Source organism: Pseudomonas sp. GW821-FHT01E10, from assembly GCF_059422365.1.
This window is the reverse complement of the sequence record NZ_JBWKWT010000011.1, coordinates 20109-42507: the sequence shown is the minus strand read 5'-3', so window position 1 is coordinate 42507 and position 22399 is coordinate 20109. Positions and strand designations below refer to the sequence as shown.

The window sequence follows — 22399 nt, the reverse complement described above, 5'->3', positions numbered from 1 at the left end:
TTACCGTTACTGGCGATTGCGACGGGCGTTACGGCCGGCCAGCAACAGGATGAGGACCAACAGGATGCCACCGGGAATCAGCCACAACAGCGACGGTGTGCGCCAGGCGTCCAGCCCCTTGGGTTCTTCGTGGTCGATCAATTGGCTGCCACTGGGGTCCTGGGTGTCGAAGGTGGTCAGCGTGCCGTTGTCACCGAGGATGGCGACGTCGCCGCGACTCAGCAGAACCTGCCTGGCGAAGCGGGGGGCGTCGGTGCCCAGTGTGCGATAAACCAGACCGTGCTGGCCGCCGCTTTCCACGGCTTGCAACGAGGCCAGGTGGTTGAGGGGATGCACGTCGAGCAACACCTGATCCTTGTGATTGATACGCAGGCGGCCCTGCTCGTCGACCTGCACCGACTCTTTGCTGTCCTTGATCGGCAACTCGAAGGCCAGGAAGGCTTTGTCTGGCGTGACTGAGACTTTCGGGTCTGCGCTGATATTCAATTGCGCACGCAGCGGCGAAACACCGGCGGCGTCAGCCACCGAAATCACCTGCGGCAAACTGCTTGCCGGGTGTTCGAGGTAGGCCTGCGGCACGAGGATCTGCGCGTTCACGGCAAAGCGTGCAGCCATGCCGGAGAAGTCATCATCCAGCGCAGTCTTTTCCAACACGATATGGCTGGTCGGCAGCACCGAGACCGGGAAGGCTTGTGGCGTTTCGAGGCAGCGATCACTGACCGGCTGGCGCTGGAACGACACACGCAGCACGTTGGTCGAGCCCACGGCGTAACGTGGGATCCGCGCTTCAATGCGTTGCTTTTCTCCGTTGGCCACGAGCTGTTGTGCGCCAATCAGATAATCGTTGAGAAACAGCGAGGCCACCGGCGCGGTGTCCGAGGCGCCGGGTGCGGCGGACACATCGATCACCGCCTTCACCGGCAGACGTCCGTCGTAAGCCACGCTGCCCAGAGGGAACGAGGTGCTCCAGTCGGATTTGGCCAGCACGTCGATCGCACCGGGTTTGCCGCCCAGGCGCGACAAGGCCACACGGCCGTCGGCGCTCAATGGCAACTGTGCTTCGCTGACGGTCAATTGGCGGCTGCGTGCCAGTGTGTTCCAGGCCGAGCTGAACAAGGCCAAGGCCTTGCCGGTCGCTTGCGGCGCAATCGTCAGCACCGGGCGTGTCCCCAGCAATGCCAGTCGCACATTGTCCGTGCCGGTGGCGGCCAGGCCTGCATTGATATGCCGTACACGCCATTGCGCGAAGGCGCTGGCTGCGGTGGCGTCGAGACCTTGAATCTGACTTTGCAGCGCATCCAGAGACTCATTGACGGCCTTGAGCAGTTGCGGGTCGTTGATGGCCAGATCCGCCTGGACGTTCGGGGTTTGCCCCAACATCAGCAGCGCGCCGATTTGCGCCGGGTTCCCCAGGACGTGCGGGCCTTTGCCGTTGAGGCTGGCGAACGCTGGAATAGTTTGCAGCTCGGCCGGGATACGCAGGCCGGTCAGGTCAACGCTGTCCTGTAGGGCAGGATAGGGCAGGATGTGGCTGTGCTTGCCGATCCGTTCCAGTGCCACGCCCAGACGCCAGGCGGCGTCGTAGCTTTCGGCGGTTAGGGTGCCCGGCGCGACCATGATCCCCGGTTTGCCGGGCAGTGCCGTCCAGGCTGCACCAACGTCCTGTAACTGGCTGGCGTCGTAGCTGTAGTTGAGGCGGGTGTCCGGTTCGATACGCAATACGTTGCCGATGGCGCGTTCGTCTTCGCACAACACGCGGGACACGATCGACGACCAGGCAATACCCAGGCGCACCGAACCGCTGTCACGCGCGGTCTTGTCCACGCCCAGCGTGGCGCTGGCGTCACCTTGAGCTTCGCTGAGCCCTTCGGCGCGCACCGGATAACCGTCCAGCGACAGCAGCAAGGTGTTGCGGCCGCCTTCACCGTTGAGGTAGCTGGCGTCGAAATTCAGCGTGGCATCGGTCAGTGGTACGCCCGCCGGCACGGGTAAATACAATTCGCGCCGGGCATCGGTGGAACCCAGGATGATGGGGGCGTCGATCCCCAGATCGCTCAAGCGGATCTCACGCTCCTGCCGAGTGTCGGCGTTGAGTCGGTTGATCGCCTGGGTGAGCGGGCTGTCCGCGGCCAAGGCGAAGGTCGGCATGAGCGCGAGCAGGCTCACGCCACAGGCAAGGGCGCTGAGCGCCCCCGTATGGATGGCAACGGAAGACTTCATTCAGGTAGATCTCGAGCTGATAAGGGGAGGAGCGGTTCGGTTTAGAGAGAGGTGAAAGCCGGGTAATTTTCCTCGGGCACAGGCACCGCTGTCGGGTAATGCAGGAACTTGGGCAATGACTGCCGAGCGACGACGAACTCATCGACCGGACGACCCATCAGCGCGTCGACGATGCGCGCACTGGCGCAGCCATCGCCGTATGGGTTGGCCGCCTGGGAGCATCGGCGCCATAGCAACTCGTCATCGAACAACGCGTTGACACCCGCGATGATCGAGTCCGGCGAGGTCCCGACCAGGCGCACAGTGCCCGCCGCGACCGCTTCGGGGCGCTCGGTAACGTCACGCATGACCAGCACGGGTTTACCCAGTGAGGGGGCTTCTTCCTGCACGCCACCGGAGTCGGTGAGGATCACGTGTGCCCGTTGCATCAGGCGCACGAAAGCCAGGTAGTCCAGTGGCTTGATCAGGTGCACATTGGGCAGGTCGCCCAACTGCTCGGTGACCGGGCCCATGACATTGGGGTTCAAGTGCACCGGATAGACGATCTGGATGTCGGCACGCCGGGCCAAATGGCTCAGGGCCTTGCAGATGTCGAGGAAGCCTTCGCCGAAGTTTTCCCGACGATGCCCGGTGACCAGCAATACCTTGCGGCCGGGTTGCAGGAACGAGAATTGCTCATCCAGGCCTGCACGCAGGTCAGCGTCCTGTTCGATGCGCTGCGCGGTCATCTGCAAAGCGTCGATCACCGTGTTGCCGGTCACGAAAGAGCGCCCCTGCAAACGCTCGTCGAGCAGGTTTTTTTGCGACTCGTGGGTCGGCGCAAACAGCATGTCCGCACCCAGGTCGATGCAGCGACGATTCATTTCTTCCGGCCACGGGCTGTAGATGTCACCGGTGCGCAGGCCAGCTTCCACATGGCCGACCGGAATGCGTCGATGGAATGCAGCCATCGCGGCCACCATGGCCGAAGTGGTGTCGCCATGTACCAGCACCCGGTCCGGCTGGGCCACTTCCAGCACCGGATCAATCGCCTCGTAAAGCGCCGCGGTCAGCGAATTAAGCGTCTGGTGCGGCGTCATCACATCGAGGGTGTAATCGGCCTTGAGGTTGAACAGATCCAGCACCTGTTTAAGCATGCTTTGATGTTGGCCGGTGATGCATATCTGCGAATGAATGCCAGGTTCCGCAGCGAGGGCTTTGACTAAAGGCGCCATCTTGATGGCTTCAGGACGGGTACCGAAGATCGAAAGGACTTTAAGCCTTGAATGATGGCGGACGATGATGCCTTCCTCGCGCAGTTCTAGTGCGCAACACAAAAGCTGCCCCAAGTTATATTGAAACTTGAGCCACGCTAGCGTTATTTGAGTTTAGTAAAGGCCGGGATAGTCAGCGTGAGCGCTGATGTTCACTTCATGTGAGAGGGGACGTCGCCTGGAAACCCGGAAGCTGCCGGATTATTAGCATCAAAGGTGAATATTTTAAAGCGTTATGTGTGGGTTTTTATTTAATTATAAAGTTTGAAACTTTTATATTTGTGGTTGGTCACTTATGGTTTTTAATGATTTCATGAGGTTTTTATTTAAGTGTTGTTGAAGTTTTATATTATTGATTTCTATAGCTATTTTATATTTTTACTCCGTTCGTCAGTGCGTATGAATTATTCATGGGTTGTAACGGTCGCGTCGGCGCTGTTAAGGGGCTGTTTCTCTGAAGAATGGTGGTTGTGGCGGTCACTTAAATGACGCCTGAATATTGTCGCGATGCAGTAGGGTAATAAGTTTTTGTGAAAGGGTAAATAACGCATTAATAGGGGATGATATTTTAAGAAAGTGTTCGCCAGTGTACTTGGCCTGTGTTTCAACAGAATCAGCCGATAGCAGTTCCTTTGCCATCAGCGTTTTCTGCGAGTCGAGCGCAAGTCCGCTCCAGGCCTATCGCAGCCTGCATAGCTGACCAAAATAGACCTTGGCGGACAGTCAGGACACTAGCGTCAGGTTTCGGATTGATGAGCCGCCCAGTGTTTCATCTCTTCGGCAATGAAGTGGTTCACCAGGTCGCTGTACATCTTCTCGATGGCATCCGGGCTCAGGCCCTCGGCTTCGGCCCATTCGCGTCGAGTTACCAGCATGGCCTTGAAACGCTCCGGAGCGCGCACCGAAGTCACCGAGGTCTTGAACTTCGAGGCGGCCAGCACGTAGTGAAAACGCTTGCCCAACAGCTTGATAACGGCCTGGTCCAGGGCGTCGATTTCGCGTCGGATATCTTCCATGCCTGCACACTCTGCGGGCTGCAACTGATTGATGACTTCCATGTAGGTGACTCCGTTTGTTGAAAAAATCGTGGGATTCAAGTGCCGATTTTACGACGGCTACGCAGCCTCGCGAGCGCTGATAAATTCGATGAGCGCTTTCAAGGCGGGTGGCACATGCCGCCGGCTTGAGTAGTAAAGAAAGAACCGGCTGGGCGGTGCTTTCCACTCCTGGAGTATTTCTCTGAGATGCCCGTTCCGGAGATCGTCGCGCACCAGCTCCTCGTAGACATAGGCAATACCAGCGCCGTCTTTCGCTGCCTGGATCATCAGCGCATCGTCTTCCAGAATCAGCGGGCCGGTGACGGATAACCGTATCGGTTGACCGTCGGCTTGATACTCCCAGGCGTAAAGTTTGCCACTGGGAAAACGCCTGGCAATGCACGCATGGTCGAGCAAGTCGCGGGGGACGTGCGCGGTTCCCTTCGCGGCCAGATAAGCATCCGCGGCTACGGTCACGAACGATTGAGGTGCGCCGACAGGGACTGCGATCATGTCACCGGCCAGGCTTTCACCAAAGCGGACTCCAGCGTCAAATCCCTCATTGACGATATCGGTCAATCCATCATCGGTGATCAGGTCCAACTGAATACGTGGATACCTGGCCACGAAGGGCGCCAGCACTTTCGCAAACACGATGCGAGCCGCCGGACGCGCCACGTTGAGGCGAAGTTTGCCAGTGGGCACTTCCTGCATCGAGGTCAATTGCGCCAATGCATCGTTAACCTGGTGCAGGCTCGGGACCAGCGTCGCCAATAGCTGCTGGCCGGCCTCGGTCGGGGTCACGCTACGAGTGGTTCGGTTCAGCAGTCTGATGCCCAAACGTGCTTCCAGCGCTCGCATTGCGTGACTCAACGCGGAAGCCGAAACGCCACGTTCGTCGGCGGCCTTGCGAAAGCTGCGATGGCGAGCGACGGCGGCAAAGGCGTCGAGTTCAGAGAGATCGGGGTGATGACTCATGAGTTTTGTTCAGTAGTTCAAATACGATTACCTATCTTATCGTCATGAGACCTCTGCCGGATACTTCCTCCATCATTCGTGGAGAGGTGGCTATGCAAAACAATCGTCTTGGATCATCGGATTTTCTGATTTCACCGATTGGCCTGGGAACCTGGGCAATCGCCGGCACCGGCTGGGAGTACAGTTGGGGAGCGCAGGATGACAAGGACAGCCTGGGCGCACTTGAATATGCCGTCGAACGCGGCGTGAACTGGATTGACACCGCTGCGGTTTATGGCTTGGGCCATGCAGAGCAATTGGTGGGGCAATTGCTGCGGCGGGTGCCGGCGTCACGGCGTCCTTTGGTGTTCACCAAAGGCAGTTTGGTCTGGGACCCGGTCACGAAGAAGATTTCGCATTCGCTGGCCCCTCAATCCTTGCTCGCCGAGATCGACGCAAGCTTGCGCCGGCTTCAAGTCGAGACCATCGATCTTTATCAGATCCACTGGCCTGCTTTTCCTGCTGATGCCAGCAGTGAAGGCATTGAAATGGCGCTTTCGGCTTTGGCTGCCGCGCGCGATCAAGGAAAGATTCGCGCGATCGGTGTATCGAATTTCGATGTCGCTCAACTCAAGCGGGCGCAGGCGGTGACGGAGATCGTTTCGCTCCAGCCGCCGTACTCGGCCTTGATGCGGGACATTGAGCAGGACGTTTTGCCATTCTGCGAGCAGGCCGGGATGGGTGTCCTTGCCTATTCCACGCTTCAATCAGGGCTGCTTTCCGGCAGCATGACGCGCGAACGCATCTCGCAACTGCCCGAAGACGATTGGCGCAAGGCTCGAAGTGCTGATTTCCAGGAGCCCCGTTTGAGTGCGAACCTGGCATTGGTTGACGTCATGGCACGTATTGGAGAAAGGCACGGGGTGAGCGCTGCGGCGGTCGCCATCGCCTGGGTACTTCGCAAACCGGTCGTGACGGGCGCCATTGTCGGAGCCCGCCATCGCGCACAAGTAGACGGGCTGATTGCAGCCTTGGAGTTGCGCCTCAGCGCTGCGGAAATCGATGAAATTCGACCGTTCCTGCCGGCGGGCATGGGAACAAATGTCCCTGGTGCCGCCTGACACTATTGAGAAGAGGATGAGTGTTCAGTTTTGCATACTGAACGCAGGCGTTCGATGGGTAGCAGAGCGGTCGATCAAGATCGCAATGCTACCCATCACATCACCGATCAAGCCCGGCGGCGCGGTCAGCACCACCATCCACATGCGAGAGAAGTTCTGCAGTTGCAGCATAAGTGACGGCAGTTTCGCTTCGATCTCCTTGAGCAACGGCTGGATCTGCTGCGTCACCGATACACCTTGCTATCAGTTTTTGCACTCCGCCATCACCACATGACAGGTCGTCGGCGTGCCACCGGATTGGCCGGCATAGCGTATGCAGTTATCCATGGACTTTTGACGAGCCTTGTCCAGGGTGGAGCCCCAGGCCAGGCCGCCCTCGCCAGCAGTGGGTAGCGCTTTTGCATAGCAACTTGAGCCTGTGCTTGAGTCTGCACTTGAGGCCGAGTAGCGGGCCGTGGAAGTTTTGCCCGCACAGCCCGCGGTCAGCGCCAGGTTGATGGCGAGCAGGGAAGGGAGGATCCATGACGAGCATTGGCGTGCTGTTTTGCCGATCATCCCGTTTCCCCTGTATCAAGAGGCTGGAGGCGTGTTTGTGGTCGTGTTCTATTTAGATTAGACGGTGTTGCGCCTGCCTTGGTTAAAACGGCTCGTTAAATAAACGAGCCGTTGTTGTGAAGGTGTTCAGCGGGGCAAGTGCATGGATGTCAGATCACCTCAAAGGTGATCCGCATCAATCACAGCCTTGGCGAACGCCTGCGGATCTTCCTGCGGCAGGTTGTGGCCGATGCCGCCGCTGATCAGCCGGAACTCGTATTTGCCGGTGAAGCGCTTGGCGTAATCCTCGGGGGCCGGGTGCGGCGCACCGTTGGCATCGCCTTCAAGGGTGATGGTCGGCACGCTGATGGAAGGCGCCGTGGCCAGTTTCTGCTCCAGCGCTTCGTATCGGCTCTCGCCCTGGACCAGGCCCAGGCGCCAGCGGTAGTTGAATACGGTGATGTCGACATGGTCGGGGTTGTCCAGCGCCTTGGCGCTGCGGTCGAAAGTGGCGTCGTCGAACGCCCATTTCGGCGAAGCCAGTTGCCATATCAACTTGGCGAAGTCGTGGGTGTTTTTCTCGTACCCGGCGCGACCGCGATCGGTGGCGAAGTAAAACTGATACCACCACTGCAATTCAGCCTTGGGTGGCAGCGGGTTCTTGCCGGCCGCCTGATTGCCGATCAGATACCCGCTGACCGAGACCAGCGCCTTGACCCGTTCTGGCCACAGCGCCGAGACGATGTCGGCCGAGCGTGCGCCCCAATCGTAACCACCGAGCACGGCTTGTTTGATCTTCAGCGCATCCATGAAGTCGATGACGTCACTGGCCAGCGCAGCCGGTTGGCCATTGCGAACGGTTTTATCGGACAGAAAATGCGTATCGCCATAGCCACGCGCATACGGCATCAGCACTCGATAGCCCTTCGCGGCAAGCAACGGGGCGACCTCGTCATAGCTGTGAATGTCGTACGGCCAGCCGTGCAGAAGAATCACCACTGGCCCATTAGCCGGGCCTGTTTCGGCGTATGCCACGTCCAGCAGGCCGGCGTTGACATGCTTGAGCGGGCCGAACGGGGAGGGTGTTGCATGAGTGGCGCCAGCATTGACCGAGGTTGGCTGCGCCGCGGTGGTCGTTTGTGCGTGGGCCGCACCGAGAGCGCTGAACAGGGTAAACGCGAGGATCGACGAGCCGAGCAGGCGGTGGCGGGTTTTGCCGGTTTTGTTCTGCAGTGCCATCTTCATGTGATGTCTCCGTTGCAAGTCGTTGGCCAGGGGATCTGGCTGAGCCCCTTGAAACCTTGCTTGCATTTGAACGTAGCGACGTATCTGGTCTGTGTCGAATCGCAGGCCTGGTGAAAAATCATGTATCGAGAGGCTAATCAGACACACTGTGATACATAAGGAGAGATCTCGGTATCAAATCGCATGTCTGAAAAAGGTGGGGCCATTGAAATTAAAGTTCAGCCACGTCGATGTTCTCGTCAAAGACCTTGAGGAAGCGTGCAAGTATTACGCCCGTGTCTTCAGCGCCAGAATTTCAAAGACACTTGATTGGCAGCGCGACGGTTTGCATGTGCGCTATGCGATCGTCATGTTCGGAACGGAGCGCCTTATGCTGGTGCAACCGTTTACCGGAAATCTCAAGGCTCTGATGGACGCCAACGGCGAAGGCACCATCTACCGGCACTGCTATTCCACACCGGACATCGAGGCAGCCTACGACGAATTGATCGACGCAGGCGTCCAGCCGGAAGATGAGAACGGCAAACCGCTGTCTCGCGATAACCTCCAGACGCCAAGTGGGACACGCATACTCTGGTTACCGAAACGCTTCGGGCATTTTTCTATTGAGTTGCTTGAAGAGAAAGAGCTGGAGGCATTTATCAAGGAGGCATTTGCCGAGGAGGGCTGAGGGAGGGCGCTCGGCATTGCCATGCTGACTGCCGATTGATCCAGGCTCTACGTGGTCACTGCGAGCGGATGTCGAGACTGACCCCCATAAACCGTGGCGCTAAGGAAGAGCGTGGGCCATCGACTGTCGTAGAGTGAAATGTTGCTGGTTAGAGCCATGGTGCTTCTTCATTGTGTCCACTGGCAACAAACTATGGTCGCTTGCTCCCGACAAAATAAAAAACAGCGCTGAGCAGGAAAAACACTATGCCAGCGATGATCAAACCGTACAAAAAGTAATGCTCATGGGGCGTTAGGTATACAACCGAACCGTGCGTATCCAGCGGGTAGGTTTTTCCACTTTGAAGATCCGGCGTTCTCAGTCCGTGAGCATCAAAGTATTTCCAGGCAAAAAATGAAGAAAACCAAAAGCCTAAGGCCAGTACTCCCACGACGCGTTTAAGTGCATTCATTCTCTCACCTCCCAGATTTTGTATCGCCAGATTGCCTCTGATTACAGATTGATCTTGTGAGCCGCTATCGGTATATCCCTCTCCTTCGGTGGTTTCGTCTTTTAATTACAGTGTAGAAGATAAAGAAGATGGACGCAGCGTGCTCGATGGAGAATGCAATAAAGAAGAAGTTGTCAGTCATTGGGTGCGGCATAGAAGTGATTATTGTGTAAGCTTCCATTTGTCCGAATGTCACTGCGAAAATGGTCGCAATAGATACGGCTCCTCCTATTAATCTTTTCAGAAAATTGTCACGTAATCGCCGCAATGAACTCAGGTACCAAAGCAAAACGCCCCACTGAACAAAGGCAAATGGCAGGATTGCCAGTCTTCCGATAAGTAAGTGTTCGCTTCCGTCGGTCATTTTTACACCCTGACTTTGATGGCTCACTTTCGCCCGCTAGCACCGCACCAATTGCGGGCAAGCCAATGGCCGGGCCGGACATGCTTTCTGATCTGGAAGCTCGCCGGGGTGGGGTATTTCCATGCAGATGCCAAGAGTGATCTCCATATGTGTGTATATTTTTATAAATTATTTATCAATCCCCATGTTAAGAAAAAAGACATTAAAAGAGCTAATGCGCCAACTGATCTAAGAATATACAGATAATTGCTTGATCTGATCAGGCTCTTGAGTGGGTATTTTTTTGATGCGCCTGCTCGGTCAATTAACTTGATTATAATGCCTTGCGTTTTCTCAGAAAAAAACAAGCACATTATTCCCAGTAAGCACAGTATTATAATAAAAGCCAATAGCCCAATAGTCATAATTTCCACCATTCTGATCCAATCTTCCTTGCAGCCTGGAAGGAGTAGTTTTAATTAGCACCTAGTTGTGGAGAAACGAATCCAAACCCTGATGCGGACCCATTACCTAGTGACCACGAATCAGAAACGCCCCCCCCAGCAGCCAGCGGTAGCGTTAATTCCATTTCCCGACAAGCGACGCCCTTACACACCACCACCAAAAAAAATAAAAACCGTAAAAATAGCGATGAATTGAATCGGTATAAAAACAATCAACAACCAGTTCGGCAGTTTTTTTGAGAAGGTCAGCATTAAAGCGCTAATAAGAACTGATGCGGCTGGAAATAATACATAAAGCTTAAGTTGGCCGGAATTGGGGTAGCCAACGGCTTTTTGTGGTGCAATTCCAGAATACAGCTCAATGCCAATAAAAAAACAATGCATGTCAATAACAAGACAATAGTTAATGCAATACGGACTCCTACTTTGCTCCTTTTTTCTAGTTGACTCATGGTCCAGTTCCTACACTAGGATTAAGGTTGATATAGCCAGCAACACCCAGCGCACTGAAAATTACCGGCCCAATGTACTGGTTTAGAGTAGCATTTGGCCCATTGCCGGTCCCCACAAATTGGGCGCCCACGGCGCCATTCTGGTCGGTAATTGAAGAAAATAAATCCGTCCCCTTTGTTTGCTCGTTCTTTTAATTGCAGCGTAGAAGATAAAGAAGATGGACGCGGCGTGCTCGATGGAGAATGTAATAAAGAAAAAGTTGTCAGTCATTGGGTGCGGCATAGAAGTGATTATTGTGTAAGCTTCCATTTGTCCGAATGTCACTGCGAAAATGGTCGCAATAGATACGGCTCCTCCTATTAATCTTTTCAGAAAATTGTCACGTAATCGCCGCAATGAACTCAGGTACCAAAGCAAAACGCCCCACTGAACAAAGGCAAATGGCAGGATTGCCAGTCTTCCGATAAGTAAGTGTTCGCTTCCGTCGGTCATTTTACACCCTGACTTTGATGGCTCACTTTCGCCCGCTAGCACCGCACCAATTGCGGGCAAGCCAATGGCCGGGCCGGACATGCTTTCTGATCTGGAAGCTCGCCGGGGTGGGGTATTTCCATGCAGATGCCAAGAGTGATCTCCATATGTGTGTATTTTTTTTATAAGTTTTTTATCCATGCCCATATTAAGAAAAAAGATGTAAAGAGGGCTATCGCGCCCACCATCCTAAGCATGTTCAAGTAGTTGTTTGATCTAACCAGGGTCTTGAGTGGGTGGTTTTTTGATGCGTATGCCCAGTCAGCCACTTTTATTGCAATTTCTCGGGTTTGCTCGAGAGAAAACAAGCACATTACTCCTACTGAGAACAGTATAATAATCAATAATAACAATCCGACGCTTTTCATTCTCACCATCCTGATCCAGCCTTCCCAGCCTCTTGGGAGGAATAATTGTAACTAGCACCTAGTTGAGGCGAAATCAATCCAACCCCTGTTGCAAACCCATTACCTGGTGACCACGTCTCAGAAATCCCCCCCAGAAACCAGCAGCAGCGTTAACTCCATTTCCCGACAAGAAGTTATTGAGCTGATTTTCTATAGCGTTACATGACTGGTTTATCCAGTTTGCAGTAATGCTTCCAGTTATAATGTTAGCAGACTTTCCAAGTTCTGCACCTAATACGCTCCCGTACCAGTTCCCATATCGATCTAAACTAGCAGTTCCCGATCAGCCAAAATACGTGTCCGTTATTGGATTTGGAATTGCGATATTTATATTTACTGCGAGGAAGTCTGGAAGACGCCATAGCCCTAAAGGGTCAATGTAAGAAACCGGATTCCCGCCAACATAACCATACGTATTAATCCCCCCCCGCAAGTCCAATCGGATCTCCCGAGATAAACCGTCCAAAGCCTGGAGAGTAATACCGTGCCCGATAATAATAGACACCCGTGCCATCATTTTCCCGCCCGGTGTACTGCTGGCTGTTGGTACTGGCGGAGCCGGGGCTGCTGGTTTGGCCATAAGGGTCATAGGTGTATTGCGTGGTGAACGCGCCAGTGCTGTCGGTAAGCGCTTGGGTTGAACCCAGCGCATCAGTCAAGTAGCTGTAGGTGTTGCCGCTGGCCTCGGTGCGGCTGAATACTTCGTCCAAACCGCCCGTAAGGAGATTGGCCTGTACCGTGGGGGTGACAGTACCGGTCAGCTCTTGCACCAGATTGACACCGTCGAAGACATAACTGGTGGTCTGGCCGGAAATTGTCTTCTGGCTGCGCCTGTTGGCCGCGTCATAACTGAAACTCCCGGATACGGTGCCCGTGAGCGTGCTCAGGCGCTGGCGCGAATCCCAGGTGTAGGTATTGCTCCCGTCACTGTCGTTAAAATGTTCAATGGCATGTTTAACTAAAAATACCCTGCCACACACGTTGAATTATTCATTTTCTGGATAGTTGCACCATTGACAGCAAACATATTTCATGGTTGTTAGCGGGATGAATCGAAGTGCCTTATTTCCGCACCTAGGACAGCGTATTTTTGAAACTCGGATTATTAGTATAAATCCAATTATAGCGCTGCCGGCATTAAGTGTTGTGAAAATCCATGCTGGTGGTTCCCCCCAAGAAATTTTTATAATTGATATGACTGCCAGCTGGATCAAGAGCGCGACTGGCAACCACAACCAAAACAAATTACGTCGATGACGTATTTCCTTTAGAAAATCATTTTTATCGTGAGACTTCATTTTATAAAACCTCAAGTGATGTGATTTTTTCGTAACTGTAGATGTTTATGGGGCTTATCTCAATGTTTGAATGAGTTAAACCAGTTTTTAGCACTCTGGATCGTTGGAGATACTGCTGTTGCAGTTCCTGACTGACCGACAAACGCACCAAGCCCTTTACCAAGTCCAAATTTGTATGGGACTGCTCCAGATACACCCGATATGTTACCGCAGCTGTTTCCTGAGGCACTAATACCGAATGCTGGCCCCCAGCCGATATCGGCTTCCGCGTACGATGTGTGATCAAAACCTGTAGTAGGGGCATCACCATCTCCACCAACGATACTGACTCCCCATCCAACATAATAGCCTGCACCGAGCCAACCATTGGCTTGACCTTGTGAGTACACCGATGTGTTCATCCAATCGAGATTCACACCTACGACCACATTAAGACTTCCCCTGTTCCTGGGACTATCAAAGCTACGCCGCCAGAAATCGTCAATTGATATGCGAGGCCATATGGATCAGTAATGCCAATCGGATTCCCGCCAACATAACCATACGTATTAATCCCCCCCGCAAGTCCAATCGGATCTCCCGAGATAAACCGTCCAAAGCCTGGAGAGTAATACCGTGCCCGATAATAATAGAGGCCCGTGCCATCATTTTCCCGCCCGGCGTACTGCTGGCTGTTGGTGCTGGCGGAGCCGCTGCTGCTGGTTTGGCCATAAGGCTCGTAGGTGTATTGCGTGGTGAACGCGCCAGTGCTGTCGGTAAGCGCTTGGGTTGAACCCAGCGCATCAGTCAAGTAGCTGTAGGTGTTGCCGCTGGCCTCGGTGCGGCTGAATACTTCGTCCAAACCGCCCGTAAGGAGATTGGCCTGTACCGTGGGGGTGACAGTACCGGTCAGCTCTTGCACCAGATTGACACCGTCGAAGACATAACTGGTGGTCTGGCCGGAAATTGTCTTCTGGCTGCGCCTGTTGGCCGCGTCATAACTGAAACTCCCGGATACGGTGCCCGTGAGCGTGCTCAGGCGCTGGCGCGAATCCCAGGTGTAAGTGTTGCTGCCGTCACTGGTCATATTGCCGTTGGCGTCATACAGCAAGGAGGCACCGCTCCATGCCGTCAACTGGTTAGATAAACGCCACCAAATCGGTTTTTCCAGGGGCGTCAGAACCAGAGGGCGACTGGCTTGGATGAGCTGTTTTGTCGTGTCCATAGCGATAACGATCAAATGCAGAGTTACCAGCCACCAGGGTGCGTTCGTAGGCCGCGATGGCTTGTGCAACTTGCGTGGCCATTAACGTCTCAGGGGAGGCCGCATACACCTTCTCGAAAGCCGCAACATACTGAATGTCCTGCCGAATGGTATGGAGTAACTGCGCCTCATCATTCACGGCGTGTTCGATCGGGTTAAAGAGGGGATCCGTAGCCTGCGACTTGAGGCTGTCACGGCGCCCGTCCCAGAACTGAGTTCCGGCAATAGCCGCATTGACGAGGGTAGGTGTGTTGCGTGTTCCAAGCTGGCGATGGATGCCCTGGGCGCGCGGCAAACCGTCGATGAAGCCTCGTTCGGGATTATGGCAAGAGGCACAGCTGATCGAGCCGTCAGCACTCAGACGCTTGTCAAAGAACAGCGTTTTGCCAAGCTGGATTTTTTCCACCAGATGCTCAGGTGACGAGGCATCTGGTATGGGCGGAAGCCCCAGCAGGTTATCTACGGCTTGCTCCGTACAAGACGCCGATAATCCGGGAAGAGAGTCAGCCATAACCGTGCCGGCAGGCAACAGCGCCAGGCACATGCTCAGGCAATGCATGCTGCGCATGTTCAGTTACTGGTACTTAGCGGGCTGAAATCGGGAGCCGGGATGCCAGGGGAGGGAAGCAGCGTGTTTCGTATCAATACAATGGCGAATGCTCAGCATTTGCTGCCGAGACTTTAGACCTGAAGCCACCATAAGCACCTCCCTGTGAACCGGAGCCACATTGGGCTCGTCGTACACGTCGTATGCACAGCGGTTGGAACACTTGTGTGTTCACGATGGGGTCTTCATTCCATGACCTTGGGGGAGATCGAACGTCCGCGATCCCGAGCATCCAGCACGAGATGACAGTAGTACAGGGTTTGAAAACTTGCCAATGGGACTGGAAAGCGACCGGTCAGGATGGCTTTCTGCAGTCGAGGATTTCGCGGGTTTGCGCTTTCCCCTCATTGACTTTGTCGCGAAGCGTTAACAGGCCCTGGGTTACGGGCAAAGAAGCTGTCGTCGTTGATGTGGATGCCAACCCTGAGCGGACACTCGTCAATGTCCGTCAGGGTCGAAAGCTGCTTGCTCCGCTATTGAAGCGGAACATACACGTCAGTTTGCCATTGATCCTGCGGCGTCTCGGGATAGACGCTCAGGTAATTGAAGAACAGCGGGTGGTCACGGAGTTCCTCGCCACTGGCAGGAAGCCAATCGCGGTAAATCGGATAGATCGTTTCGCCGATGTGATCCGGTGACCCCGTATGTCGCACCACGACGCAGCGACCGCCAGGAATGACGATCTCGCGCACGCCGAACTCATTCGGCGCCACAGCCTCGTGAATCTCGCCGCAGATGGCGAAGCGGAATGCTTGTGCAGGTGTCGTGTCGGGGTTGCCATAGGGAATGCCAAAGCTGCGACTCGATGCCACCGGCGACTGTCCGCTCTGCATGCGCCACTCGATGAACTTGCGCACGCTCTCATTGACGAGCCCGGGTGGTCCGCAGTGCTCAAGCGCTGCGACCCTGACTTCTGGGAATTCCACGATTCGTACTTGCATGATGATAGTCCTGGAAAAATGAGGGATTGCGAATACCGCATTCCAGACCTGCCAGTTCGGTTCCTTCCTGAACGCACTCGGGGTCATACCGAACGCCCGCCTGAACGCCCTGCAAAATGCCTCGGGGCTTTCAAAGCCGGCACCGAGTGCCGCGTCCAGTACCGAGTGATCAGCGAGGGAGGCCAGGCGATGTGCCGCGCGTCGTAGCCGCATCAGTTGCACATAACGTGAGACCGGCACACCTGCGAACGCGCTGAATTGTCGATGGAAGTGAAACACCGAAAAGTTCGCCACATGACTCAACGTCTTCACCGACAAGTCACCTTCAAGATTGGCATCGATGTAGGCGAGTACGGCGTTGAAGCGTTTTGTGTAGGCGAAGTTGCTCGGCATGTCAGACACTGGGAAAAGGCTCCTGGAAGTACGGTCGGCAATAGAATCGACTATAGCGGTGTAAACGCGCCTAGCCGCGTTTGCTCAAGGTACGTTTTGGGTTGGCCAATGCGATCTCTTCCACCATGAGACACCGTATACCCAGTCCGATCACTTCTGATCGACTGTTGCTGTCGTTGTGAGGGCAGCAATTACCCCCAGGCAATCATCGAGAAGAGACCCGACAAGGGTGCGCTAAAGTTATGCGGGTCATCGATCAATTGTGATTCGCTGTTCGCGCTGCTTCCGTCCCTGGAGGGCCCAATGCCGCCCATCATCACATGTCTGGTGGCGCTGTCTGTTCTTGGCCTGACTCCTGTAGTACAAGCCCAGACTAACGCCTGCCCACCTGGCGAGAAACAAGTGTGCCTGAACGGCTGCATCTGCCTGCCAGATCTGGGGCAGGTGACTGATGGCGTCTACCAGGTCGCGGCACCTGCCCTGGCGCTGTGGCTGACCCAAGCCCGCGCTGAAGCAGCCAGCGCCGAGATCCAACCCATTCCACCGCACATCCGGGAGCAACTGCTGCGCTGGTACGACCCCAGCGTCCTTGATGCCGCGCACTACAAAGTGAGCGACAACGGCCAATTCAGCGCCGCCACTTCCATGCTGCAAAACCCCGACGTCGGTGCCGTGACGCTGATCGACATCATCCTCTTCCGGGACACTCAAACCGCAGAACAGGACATCGCGCTCTGGGCTCACGAACTGAAGCACGTGCAGCAGTTTCGGGAATGGGGGGTAGAAGGATTTGCCCAGCGCTATACACAAGATTTCAATGCTGTGGAGGCGCCGGCTTATGCCATACAGGCTGAAGTTCGACGGTCGGTGCGGGGAGGGACTCAATGAAGGGTAGCGAAGCCGCCTGACATTACAGGCATAAAGCAGTCATTATTGGCTGAAAGCAGCCTGTCAGTTAGGGAAGAGTTGAATGGTGTTCAGGGTGATGGTGGTCGGTGGCTACGGAAACTTCGGTAGCATCGTTTGCAGGCATTTGGCGGTAATGCCAGATGTGGAACTGGTGATCTCGGGCCGCGATCCACACAAGTTGCAGCGCAAAGTCGATGAGTTGAAAAGCCAATCGGGCACTGTCGCCGAAAGTTGGTGCGGCAATGCCATGGGCACTGAGTTCAAATCCGTTTTGCGCTCGATGGACATCCAGTTGGTCATCCATACTGGCGGCCCGTTTCAGGGGCAATCCTATGCGGTCGCCGAGAGCTGCATCGAGGCTGGCGTGAACTACTGCGACCTGTCTGACTGCCGAACCTTCGTCAACGGCGTTGGCGTACTCGATGCCTTGGCGAAACAGGCAGGAGTGGCGATCCTCAGTGGCTGCAGTTCGGTGCCGACGCTATCGTCAGCCATCATCGATCAGCAGCGCTATCGCTTCAGTCGTATCGACTCGATCGAGCATGGCATTTCCTCTTCGGCGAAGATGCCGGGATTGTCGACCGTCGAAGGCGTACTCGCCTACGCGGGTAAACCGATCAGGCAACTCAAGAATGGCAAGGTGCATGAAGTGTCGGGTTGGCAGGATCTGACGCTGCGCAAGATGCCGCATCTGGGCACTCGCGTGCTGGCCAATGTCGATGTGCCGGACATGGATATTTTCGCCAGCCGCTATGGCGCGCAAACCCTGAGCTTCAAGGCCGGCGCGGGCTTGAAGCTTGGTGGTGTCGCCAACTATCTGCTGGCTCAGGCGTTGAAGATCGGGCTGGTTCGCGACCATGCCCTTTGGGCCGCCAGACTGCATCGGCTGGGGACCCGGTTTGAACGTTTCGGCGATGGCAAAAGCGCGATGTACATCGACGTTCAGGGCAAGGGAGTTGATGGGAAACCGCTGGCCATGACGGTGCAACTGACGGCCACCAATGACAAAGGTCCGCAAATCCCAAGCTGCGCATCTGTAGCCTTGGCCGCAAAAATGGCCCAGGGCTATGTGCCGCATCCCGGTGCCAGGGCTTGCGTGGGCGAAATTACCGTCGATGAATACATGGCAGCGATCAACGATCCGGACAATTTGAGCCTGTCTGTGCAGTTCTCTGGCGAGCTGCGCTGACATGCTCTATCTATGCCTGAAGTACCTCCACATCATTGCCGCGATTTTCCTGTTCGGATTCGGCATGGGTTCCTACCTCTATCTGATCGCCGCCAGCCGCACGGCCAACCCTCAAGTGATCGCGCATGTGGCCCGGATGGTCGTGCGCTTCGACACCTGGATTACCACGCCGGCAGGCTTTGTTCAGATCATCACGGGCTACCTGCTGATGAGGCTCTCCGGACTACCCATGACCACGGAGTGGGTACTGACTTCGTTGATTATCTTCTTCTGCGTGGGTTCGCTTTGGCTGCCGGTGCTGGTGTTGCAGAAGCGGCTGTACCTGATGGCGTCGTGCGCAGTTGAGGCTGGAAGCGGACTCGATGATGAATACCGATCCGTGTACAAAAAATGGTGGTGGATGGGGGTAGTCGGTTTTGTCGGGATGTTTGTGATTGTGCTGATGATGGTGACGAAGATGACGCCGGTGCAACTGGTTGGGCTATTGGGATAGCAGGATCGGCTGGCTCAAGTCTTGGTGTTCCAGGCCACTGCGCACAGGGTAAGTCCCGCCACATTCAACGAGACTGGATTGAAGGCCTCCTTGAGCATTGATGGATTGAAAATTGCTACATCCAGCAGCAGGCCAAACAGCGCCGCCGCGGCGACGGCAAGAGGCCAGGCACTGCGCGGTGCGATCAGTATCCATAAGGCCAGCGCAATTTCTGCGACCCCGGCAATATTGGCGAACAGCTCAACCTGAGTGATCCCGTGAGACTGGATCATTGTTCGCTCGCCAGGGCTTAGCCACAGCAACTTGGGAATCAGACCGTGGTAGCCAAACATGAACGCCAGCCCCCCACGGGCGATCCAGTTAATACGTGTGAGGGCGTTCATAGGGGCGCTTTCAAAAAGCGTTGTTCATGATCAGGATCCGGCAGCAGGCACGTGTCGTATTTCCCGAAGAGCCGATAACGATTAAGCGCAATGCGGTCGTATGCCCAATCTCGAAGCATGCGAGGGAAGATGCGCAACAGGTTCACTGGGCGCCAGAGAGCGGGCAACTGGGCGATGACTTCGAAAAATGCATCCGAACGCTCCCAGAAGTGTCGGTCGCGGATCACCGCCATGGTGTCGAACTGATCCACGGGCAAACCTGCCCACGCGAGCAGGACTTGCCCCTCGGGTGACTGAACCGCCGCCAACCGCACGCGCTGCTGGCGGTCATGGCGAATCAAGAACCTCGCCCAACCATTGCACAGCTTGCAGACACCGTCGAACAAGACCACCGTCTCTCCTGGTTTGAGCAGCGGCGCGGGTGAGGGGCGGATTTTCGAGGTGGGCATAAGCGTGGATCCAAGGGAACCTGATTATCCCGGATCATAACCGCGTGCCAGCGTTAAAGTCTGCATTTCGCCGAAGGGGGGCTGCTCCTTGCCGGCAGCTGCAATATCATTGTTCCTTTAATATCAGCCAAGGAGGCATCCATGAGTGTGCGTGGTAAAGACCGGCAGATCGACAATATTGAATTTAATGTCGACGACATTGCTCGCAGCAAAGCTTTCTACGGCAGTGCGTTCGGCTGGACATTCGTCGACTACGGCCCGACCTATACGGAATTCAGTGATGGCCGCCTTACCGGTGGCTTCACTACGGGAGAGCCGGTTCGACCTGGTGGCCCTTTGATCATTTTGTATTCGGATGATCTCGATGAGGCGCAGCAACGGCTCAAAGCCTTGGGCGCTGTTATCAGCCGCGAAATATTTTCGTTCCCCGGTGGAAGCAGGTTCCACTTCATTGATCCGGATGGCTATGAACTGGCCGTTTGGACAGCTCGGCAGTAGGGCTCAGGTCGGCCCAAAGCGATCCATTACCAGGGCTCGCTTTGGGCCGATACTCAAGCGGCAGGTGCGGGTCGAGCCATGATCCTGGTCGCATAAATTTGAAATGCACAGCGTTGCTCGCCAGAATCGCGGGCCGATCCGGTCAAAGGTGCCGGACGTTCGTGGTGAAAAGGGGCAACAGTTGAACCAACAGACATTGTCCATGCGCCTGGAACGCGTGGCGGCACATGTGCCAGCAGGTGCGCGCCTGGCCGATATCGGCTCGGATCACGGCTACCTGCCTGTGGCATTGATGCGCCGTGGCGCCATCGTGGCGGCGGTGGCCGGCGAGGTGGCATTGACGCCATTTCGCTCGGCCGAACGCACCGTGCGCGAGAACGACCTGGACCAGTGGATCACCGTGCGCCTGGCCGATGGCCTGACGGCAATCGAGCCGGGAGACGGGATCACGGCAATCAGCATCTGCGGCATGGGCGGCGAGACGATCCGCGACATCCTCGACTGCGGCAAGGCACGTCTGAGCGGCCAGGAGCGCCTGATCCTTCAACCCAACGGCGGCGAGCAGCCACTGCGCCAATGGCTGATGGAAAATGGTTACTGCATCCTCTGCGAGGAAGTGCTGCGGGAAAACCGCTTCGACTACGAAATCATCGTCGCCGAGCGCACCGGGCCGGTGATGTACACCGCCGAGGAGCTGTATTTCGGTCCGCTGCAGATGCAGGCACGCAGCTCGGCATTCCTGATCAAGTGGCAGCGCCTGTTGCGCGAGAAGCAGCGGACCCTGAGCAGCTTCGCCAAGGCGCGGCAGGCCGTGCCCGAGGAGAAGGTGCAGGACGTCGCCCGGCAGGCCCGGTGGATCGCCGACCTGCTGGCTTGAGCCCTTGACTAAGTAATTGCAGGGGCAAATTTCAACCTGACGGTTGCTGCTCTTATAGGGTTTGCGGTTAGCGGCAGCACAGGCAACCGCTGATCAGCGGTTGATCGGGGTCGCTTTCGAGAAATGTAACCATGACTTCCATACCCGTTCGGGGGGGCGTCATTCCACAACTCCAATTGGAGGTCCCCCTCAGCCAACAACAACTCTTGTCGTCAAATCTACCTTCGCGGTCCCAGGGGAACTTGACCTTGACCCTTCCGAGGCGCCTATCACCCTGGATCTCCTCGTCTTCCAGAGCGATGATCACAGCGGTGTGGTTACTTGGTACCTGAGGTTTCTTGTGAGCCAAAGGTGGACGATAGGACACGTCCCACGGAAGAACGATAAAGCGGTTGCGGTAACCCTGATGAAAGTCATCCTCGTTGTCTGTGTTGCCACTGGCGACGTTCTCGCTCAATACCTGTGGTTGCTTGCCTTCGTGGATGATCTGAGTCAGTAACCATCGGTCGTTCCATTCCTGGCGCGGGTGGCCAGAGATCTCCAGAACATGGCCACTGACTAACCGGGTCTGGTCACCTTGCCCTTCGGCTTGACGATAAGCCGCATGGCGGCGCTCCATAGCACGCAGACTTATCTGCTTGCCGTGCTCATGGCTTGTGAAAGGCTTCAGCTTGTCATCGTTTTCCATGCCTGGCTGTTGCTCGTTTCTCCCCAGACGTAGGTTGAAGCGCTTGATCAGTGGCTCGTTGGCCACTCTATCGCTCTCTTGTCCATAAGCAGTGGGTTGCCCAATCCTGGGAAAAGCCGCCTGGTCATCGCCAAAGACCAGCACGTGGCCTTGAGCGCTGTGTTGGAAGTGGAAGTGGATACCTTCTTCTTCGCACAAGCGCTGAATAAAGTGCAAATCCGTTTCATCGTACTGGGTACAGTAGTCACGCTCGGGGTAGGTCGACCCCAGATGAAACCGATAAGCCTCACCCACAATCCCGTGTTCTTCCAGTATCAAGGCGACGATTTTCGGCACCGAGAACTGTTGATAGATCCTCTGGTTGATGCGGTGGCGCAAGTAGGACAGGTGCGGTACGAGGGCCAGATTGTAGTGCGTCAAACGCTGATGATTACCGCTTTGGGCGATGTGATAGATCCGTCCATGGACGCCGTTGCCCTTCGCGTCGAAGGTCAGAAAAGCCTCTACGTCGAAGAGGCTTTCGAGATCCAGGTCAGACCGCTCGCTAACAAGCTCCACGTTGAAGAGGTAAGGCCTGCTGATCGCCTCATCTCCGGTGAATGCGAGTACTTGAAAATCGTGCGCAAAACCGTCGATGGTCAAACTGAAAGACGTCTGATTGGCTGGGCTGAACATCCACTGTTCTCTTCTTGCATAAAGTGTTGAA

The 22399-nt window shown here is 55.6% G+C and carries 25 protein-coding genes; 7 read left to right on the top strand and 18 right to left on the bottom strand.

What is annotated here, in order from left to right:
- Nucleotides 1-6 precede the first annotated feature (6 nt).
- The 4 genes from AC07V0_RS19475 to AC07V0_RS19460 form a co-directional block, all read right to left on the bottom strand.
- Entirely contained in the window at nucleotides 7-2220 is a 2214-nt protein-coding gene (locus AC07V0_RS19475; protein ID WP_086944946.1) for a hypothetical protein, read from the bottom strand.
- A 41-nt stretch (nucleotides 2221-2261) separates the two neighbouring features.
- Complete coding sequence (gene wecB, locus AC07V0_RS19470; protein ID WP_256580792.1) at nucleotides 2262-3500, bottom strand: non-hydrolyzing UDP-N-acetylglucosamine 2-epimerase; 1239 nt, start codon at nucleotides 3498-3500, stop codon at nucleotides 2262-2264.
- 710 nt (nucleotides 3501-4210) lie between these two features.
- Complete coding sequence (locus AC07V0_RS19465; RefSeq protein WP_086944945.1) at nucleotides 4211-4531, bottom strand: isochorismate lyase; 321 nt, start codon at nucleotides 4529-4531, stop codon at nucleotides 4211-4213.
- A gap of 57 nt (nucleotides 4532-4588) precedes the next feature.
- Nucleotides 4589-5488 (bottom strand): LysR family transcriptional regulator, encoded by a 900-nt coding sequence (locus tag AC07V0_RS19460; protein ID WP_086944944.1) that lies wholly within the window; start codon nucleotides 5486-5488, stop codon nucleotides 4589-4591.
- A 92-nt stretch (nucleotides 5489-5580) separates the two neighbouring features.
- On the opposite strand from AC07V0_RS19460, the gene AC07V0_RS19455 reads away from it, so the two are divergent.
- On the top strand, nucleotides 5581-6588 hold the full coding sequence (locus tag AC07V0_RS19455; protein WP_086944943.1) for an aldo/keto reductase: 1008 nt from the start codon (nucleotides 5581-5583) through the stop codon (nucleotides 6586-6588).
- Between the two features lie 24 nt (nucleotides 6589-6612).
- Here AC07V0_RS19455 and AC07V0_RS19450 read toward each other — a convergent pair whose 3' ends face one another.
- The 3 genes from AC07V0_RS19450 to AC07V0_RS19440 all read right to left on the bottom strand — a co-directional run bounded on the left by AC07V0_RS19450 (nucleotide 6613) and on the right by AC07V0_RS19440 (nucleotide 8367).
- Nucleotides 6613-6816, bottom strand: a complete 204-nt coding sequence (locus tag AC07V0_RS19450; RefSeq protein ID WP_086944942.1) for a hypothetical protein — start codon at nucleotides 6814-6816, stop codon at nucleotides 6613-6615.
- A 15-nt stretch (nucleotides 6817-6831) separates the two neighbouring features.
- Nucleotides 6832-7143 carry a hypothetical protein gene (locus tag AC07V0_RS19445; RefSeq protein ID WP_086944941.1) on the bottom strand — a complete coding sequence of 104 codons (312 nt, stop codon included), beginning with the start codon at nucleotides 7141-7143 and terminating at the stop codon, nucleotides 6832-6834.
- Nucleotides 7144-7302: 159 nt separating this feature from the next.
- Nucleotides 7303-8367, bottom strand: coding sequence for an alpha/beta fold hydrolase (locus AC07V0_RS19440; RefSeq protein ID WP_086944940.1), 1065 nt, complete (start codon nucleotides 8365-8367; stop codon nucleotides 7303-7305).
- A 205-nt stretch (nucleotides 8368-8572) separates the two neighbouring features.
- Between AC07V0_RS19440 and AC07V0_RS19435 the strand changes: the two genes are divergently transcribed.
- Nucleotides 8573-9037, top strand: coding sequence for a VOC family protein (locus tag AC07V0_RS19435; protein WP_086945144.1), 465 nt, complete (start codon nucleotides 8573-8575; stop codon nucleotides 9035-9037).
- A 190-nt stretch (nucleotides 9038-9227) separates the two neighbouring features.
- Here the strand turns inward: AC07V0_RS19435 and AC07V0_RS19430 are convergent, their stop codons facing one another.
- The 8 genes from AC07V0_RS19430 to AC07V0_RS19395 form a co-directional block, all read right to left on the bottom strand.
- Nucleotides 9228-9488, bottom strand: a complete 261-nt coding sequence (locus AC07V0_RS19430; protein ID WP_064618677.1) for a hypothetical protein — start codon at nucleotides 9486-9488, stop codon at nucleotides 9228-9230.
- Nucleotides 9489-10478: 990 nt separating this feature from the next.
- Nucleotides 10479-10718 (bottom strand): hypothetical protein, encoded by a 240-nt coding sequence (locus AC07V0_RS19425; RefSeq protein WP_086944936.1) that lies wholly within the window; start codon nucleotides 10716-10718, stop codon nucleotides 10479-10481.
- A 150-nt stretch (nucleotides 10719-10868) separates the two neighbouring features.
- A complete protein-coding gene (locus AC07V0_RS19420; protein ID WP_086944935.1) occupies nucleotides 10869-11360 on the bottom strand; it encodes a hypothetical protein in 492 nt (163 codons plus the stop codon).
- Between the two features lie 781 nt (nucleotides 11361-12141).
- The gene (locus tag AC07V0_RS19415) at nucleotides 12142-12705 is read right to left on the bottom strand and encodes an RHS repeat-associated core domain-containing protein (RefSeq protein WP_310398347.1); all 564 of its coding nucleotides are present in this window, start codon (nucleotides 12703-12705) and stop codon (nucleotides 12142-12144) included.
- A 377-nt stretch (nucleotides 12706-13082) separates the two neighbouring features.
- A complete protein-coding gene (locus tag AC07V0_RS19410; RefSeq protein ID WP_140393624.1) occupies nucleotides 13083-13439 on the bottom strand; it encodes a hypothetical protein in 357 nt (118 codons plus the stop codon).
- Nucleotides 13440-13441: 2 nt separating this feature from the next.
- Nucleotides 13442-14227 (bottom strand): RHS repeat-associated core domain-containing protein, encoded by a 786-nt coding sequence (locus tag AC07V0_RS19405; RefSeq protein ID WP_086944931.1) that lies wholly within the window; start codon nucleotides 14225-14227, stop codon nucleotides 13442-13444.
- On the bottom strand, nucleotides 14142-14834 hold the full coding sequence (locus AC07V0_RS19400; protein ID WP_086944930.1) for a cytochrome-c peroxidase: 693 nt from the start codon (nucleotides 14832-14834) through the stop codon (nucleotides 14142-14144). Before AC07V0_RS19400 ends, AC07V0_RS19405 begins: the two co-directional genes overlap by 86 nt.
- Before the next feature lie 512 nt (nucleotides 14835-15346).
- Nucleotides 15347-16216 carry an AraC family transcriptional regulator gene (locus tag AC07V0_RS19395; RefSeq protein ID WP_026286372.1) on the bottom strand — a complete coding sequence of 290 codons (870 nt, stop codon included), beginning with the start codon at nucleotides 16214-16216 and terminating at the stop codon, nucleotides 15347-15349.
- 294 nt (nucleotides 16217-16510) lie between these two features.
- On the opposite strand from AC07V0_RS19395, the gene AC07V0_RS19390 reads away from it, so the two are divergent.
- The 3 genes from AC07V0_RS19390 (at nucleotide 16511) to AC07V0_RS19380 (ending at nucleotide 18798) form a co-directional block, all read left to right on the top strand.
- Complete coding sequence (locus tag AC07V0_RS19390; RefSeq protein WP_086944929.1) at nucleotides 16511-17095, top strand: eCIS core domain-containing protein; 585 nt, start codon at nucleotides 16511-16513, stop codon at nucleotides 17093-17095.
- 82 nt (nucleotides 17096-17177) lie between these two features.
- Complete coding sequence (locus AC07V0_RS19385; protein ID WP_086944928.1) at nucleotides 17178-18305, top strand: saccharopine dehydrogenase family protein; 1128 nt, start codon at nucleotides 17178-17180, stop codon at nucleotides 18303-18305.
- A 1-nt stretch (nucleotide 18306) separates the two neighbouring features.
- Entirely contained in the window at nucleotides 18307-18798 is a 492-nt protein-coding gene (locus tag AC07V0_RS19380) for a DUF2269 family protein (RefSeq protein WP_018925626.1), read from the top strand.
- Nucleotides 18799-18812: 14 nt separating this feature from the next.
- Here the strand turns inward: AC07V0_RS19380 and AC07V0_RS19375 are convergent, their stop codons facing one another.
- Together AC07V0_RS19375 and AC07V0_RS19370 are read right to left on the bottom strand one after the other, a co-directional pair.
- Nucleotides 18813-19181: a DoxX-like family protein gene (locus AC07V0_RS19375; RefSeq protein ID WP_086944927.1), complete on the bottom strand. Its 369-nt coding sequence runs from the start codon at nucleotides 19179-19181 to the stop codon at nucleotides 18813-18815.
- Nucleotides 19178-19630: a thiol-disulfide oxidoreductase DCC family protein gene (locus AC07V0_RS19370; RefSeq protein ID WP_064618657.1), complete on the bottom strand. Its 453-nt coding sequence runs from the start codon at nucleotides 19628-19630 to the stop codon at nucleotides 19178-19180. The genes AC07V0_RS19375 and AC07V0_RS19370 overlap by 4 nt, the downstream gene beginning before the upstream one ends.
- 141 nt (nucleotides 19631-19771) lie before the next feature.
- On the opposite strand from AC07V0_RS19370, the gene AC07V0_RS19365 reads away from it, so the two are divergent.
- Nucleotides 19772-20128, top strand: coding sequence for a VOC family protein (locus tag AC07V0_RS19365; RefSeq protein ID WP_064618653.1), 357 nt, complete (start codon nucleotides 19772-19774; stop codon nucleotides 20126-20128).
- Between the two features lie 181 nt (nucleotides 20129-20309).
- On the top strand, nucleotides 20310-21005 hold the full coding sequence (locus tag AC07V0_RS19360) for a tRNA (adenine(22)-N(1))-methyltransferase (protein WP_026286374.1): 696 nt from the start codon (nucleotides 20310-20312) through the stop codon (nucleotides 21003-21005).
- A gap of 67 nt (nucleotides 21006-21072) precedes the next feature.
- Here the strand turns inward: AC07V0_RS19360 and tssI are convergent, their stop codons facing one another.
- Entirely contained in the window at nucleotides 21073-22368 is a 1296-nt protein-coding gene (tssI, locus tag AC07V0_RS19355) for a type VI secretion system tip protein TssI/VgrG (RefSeq protein WP_086944925.1), read from the bottom strand.
- Between the last annotated feature and the right edge of the window lie 31 nt (nucleotides 22369-22399).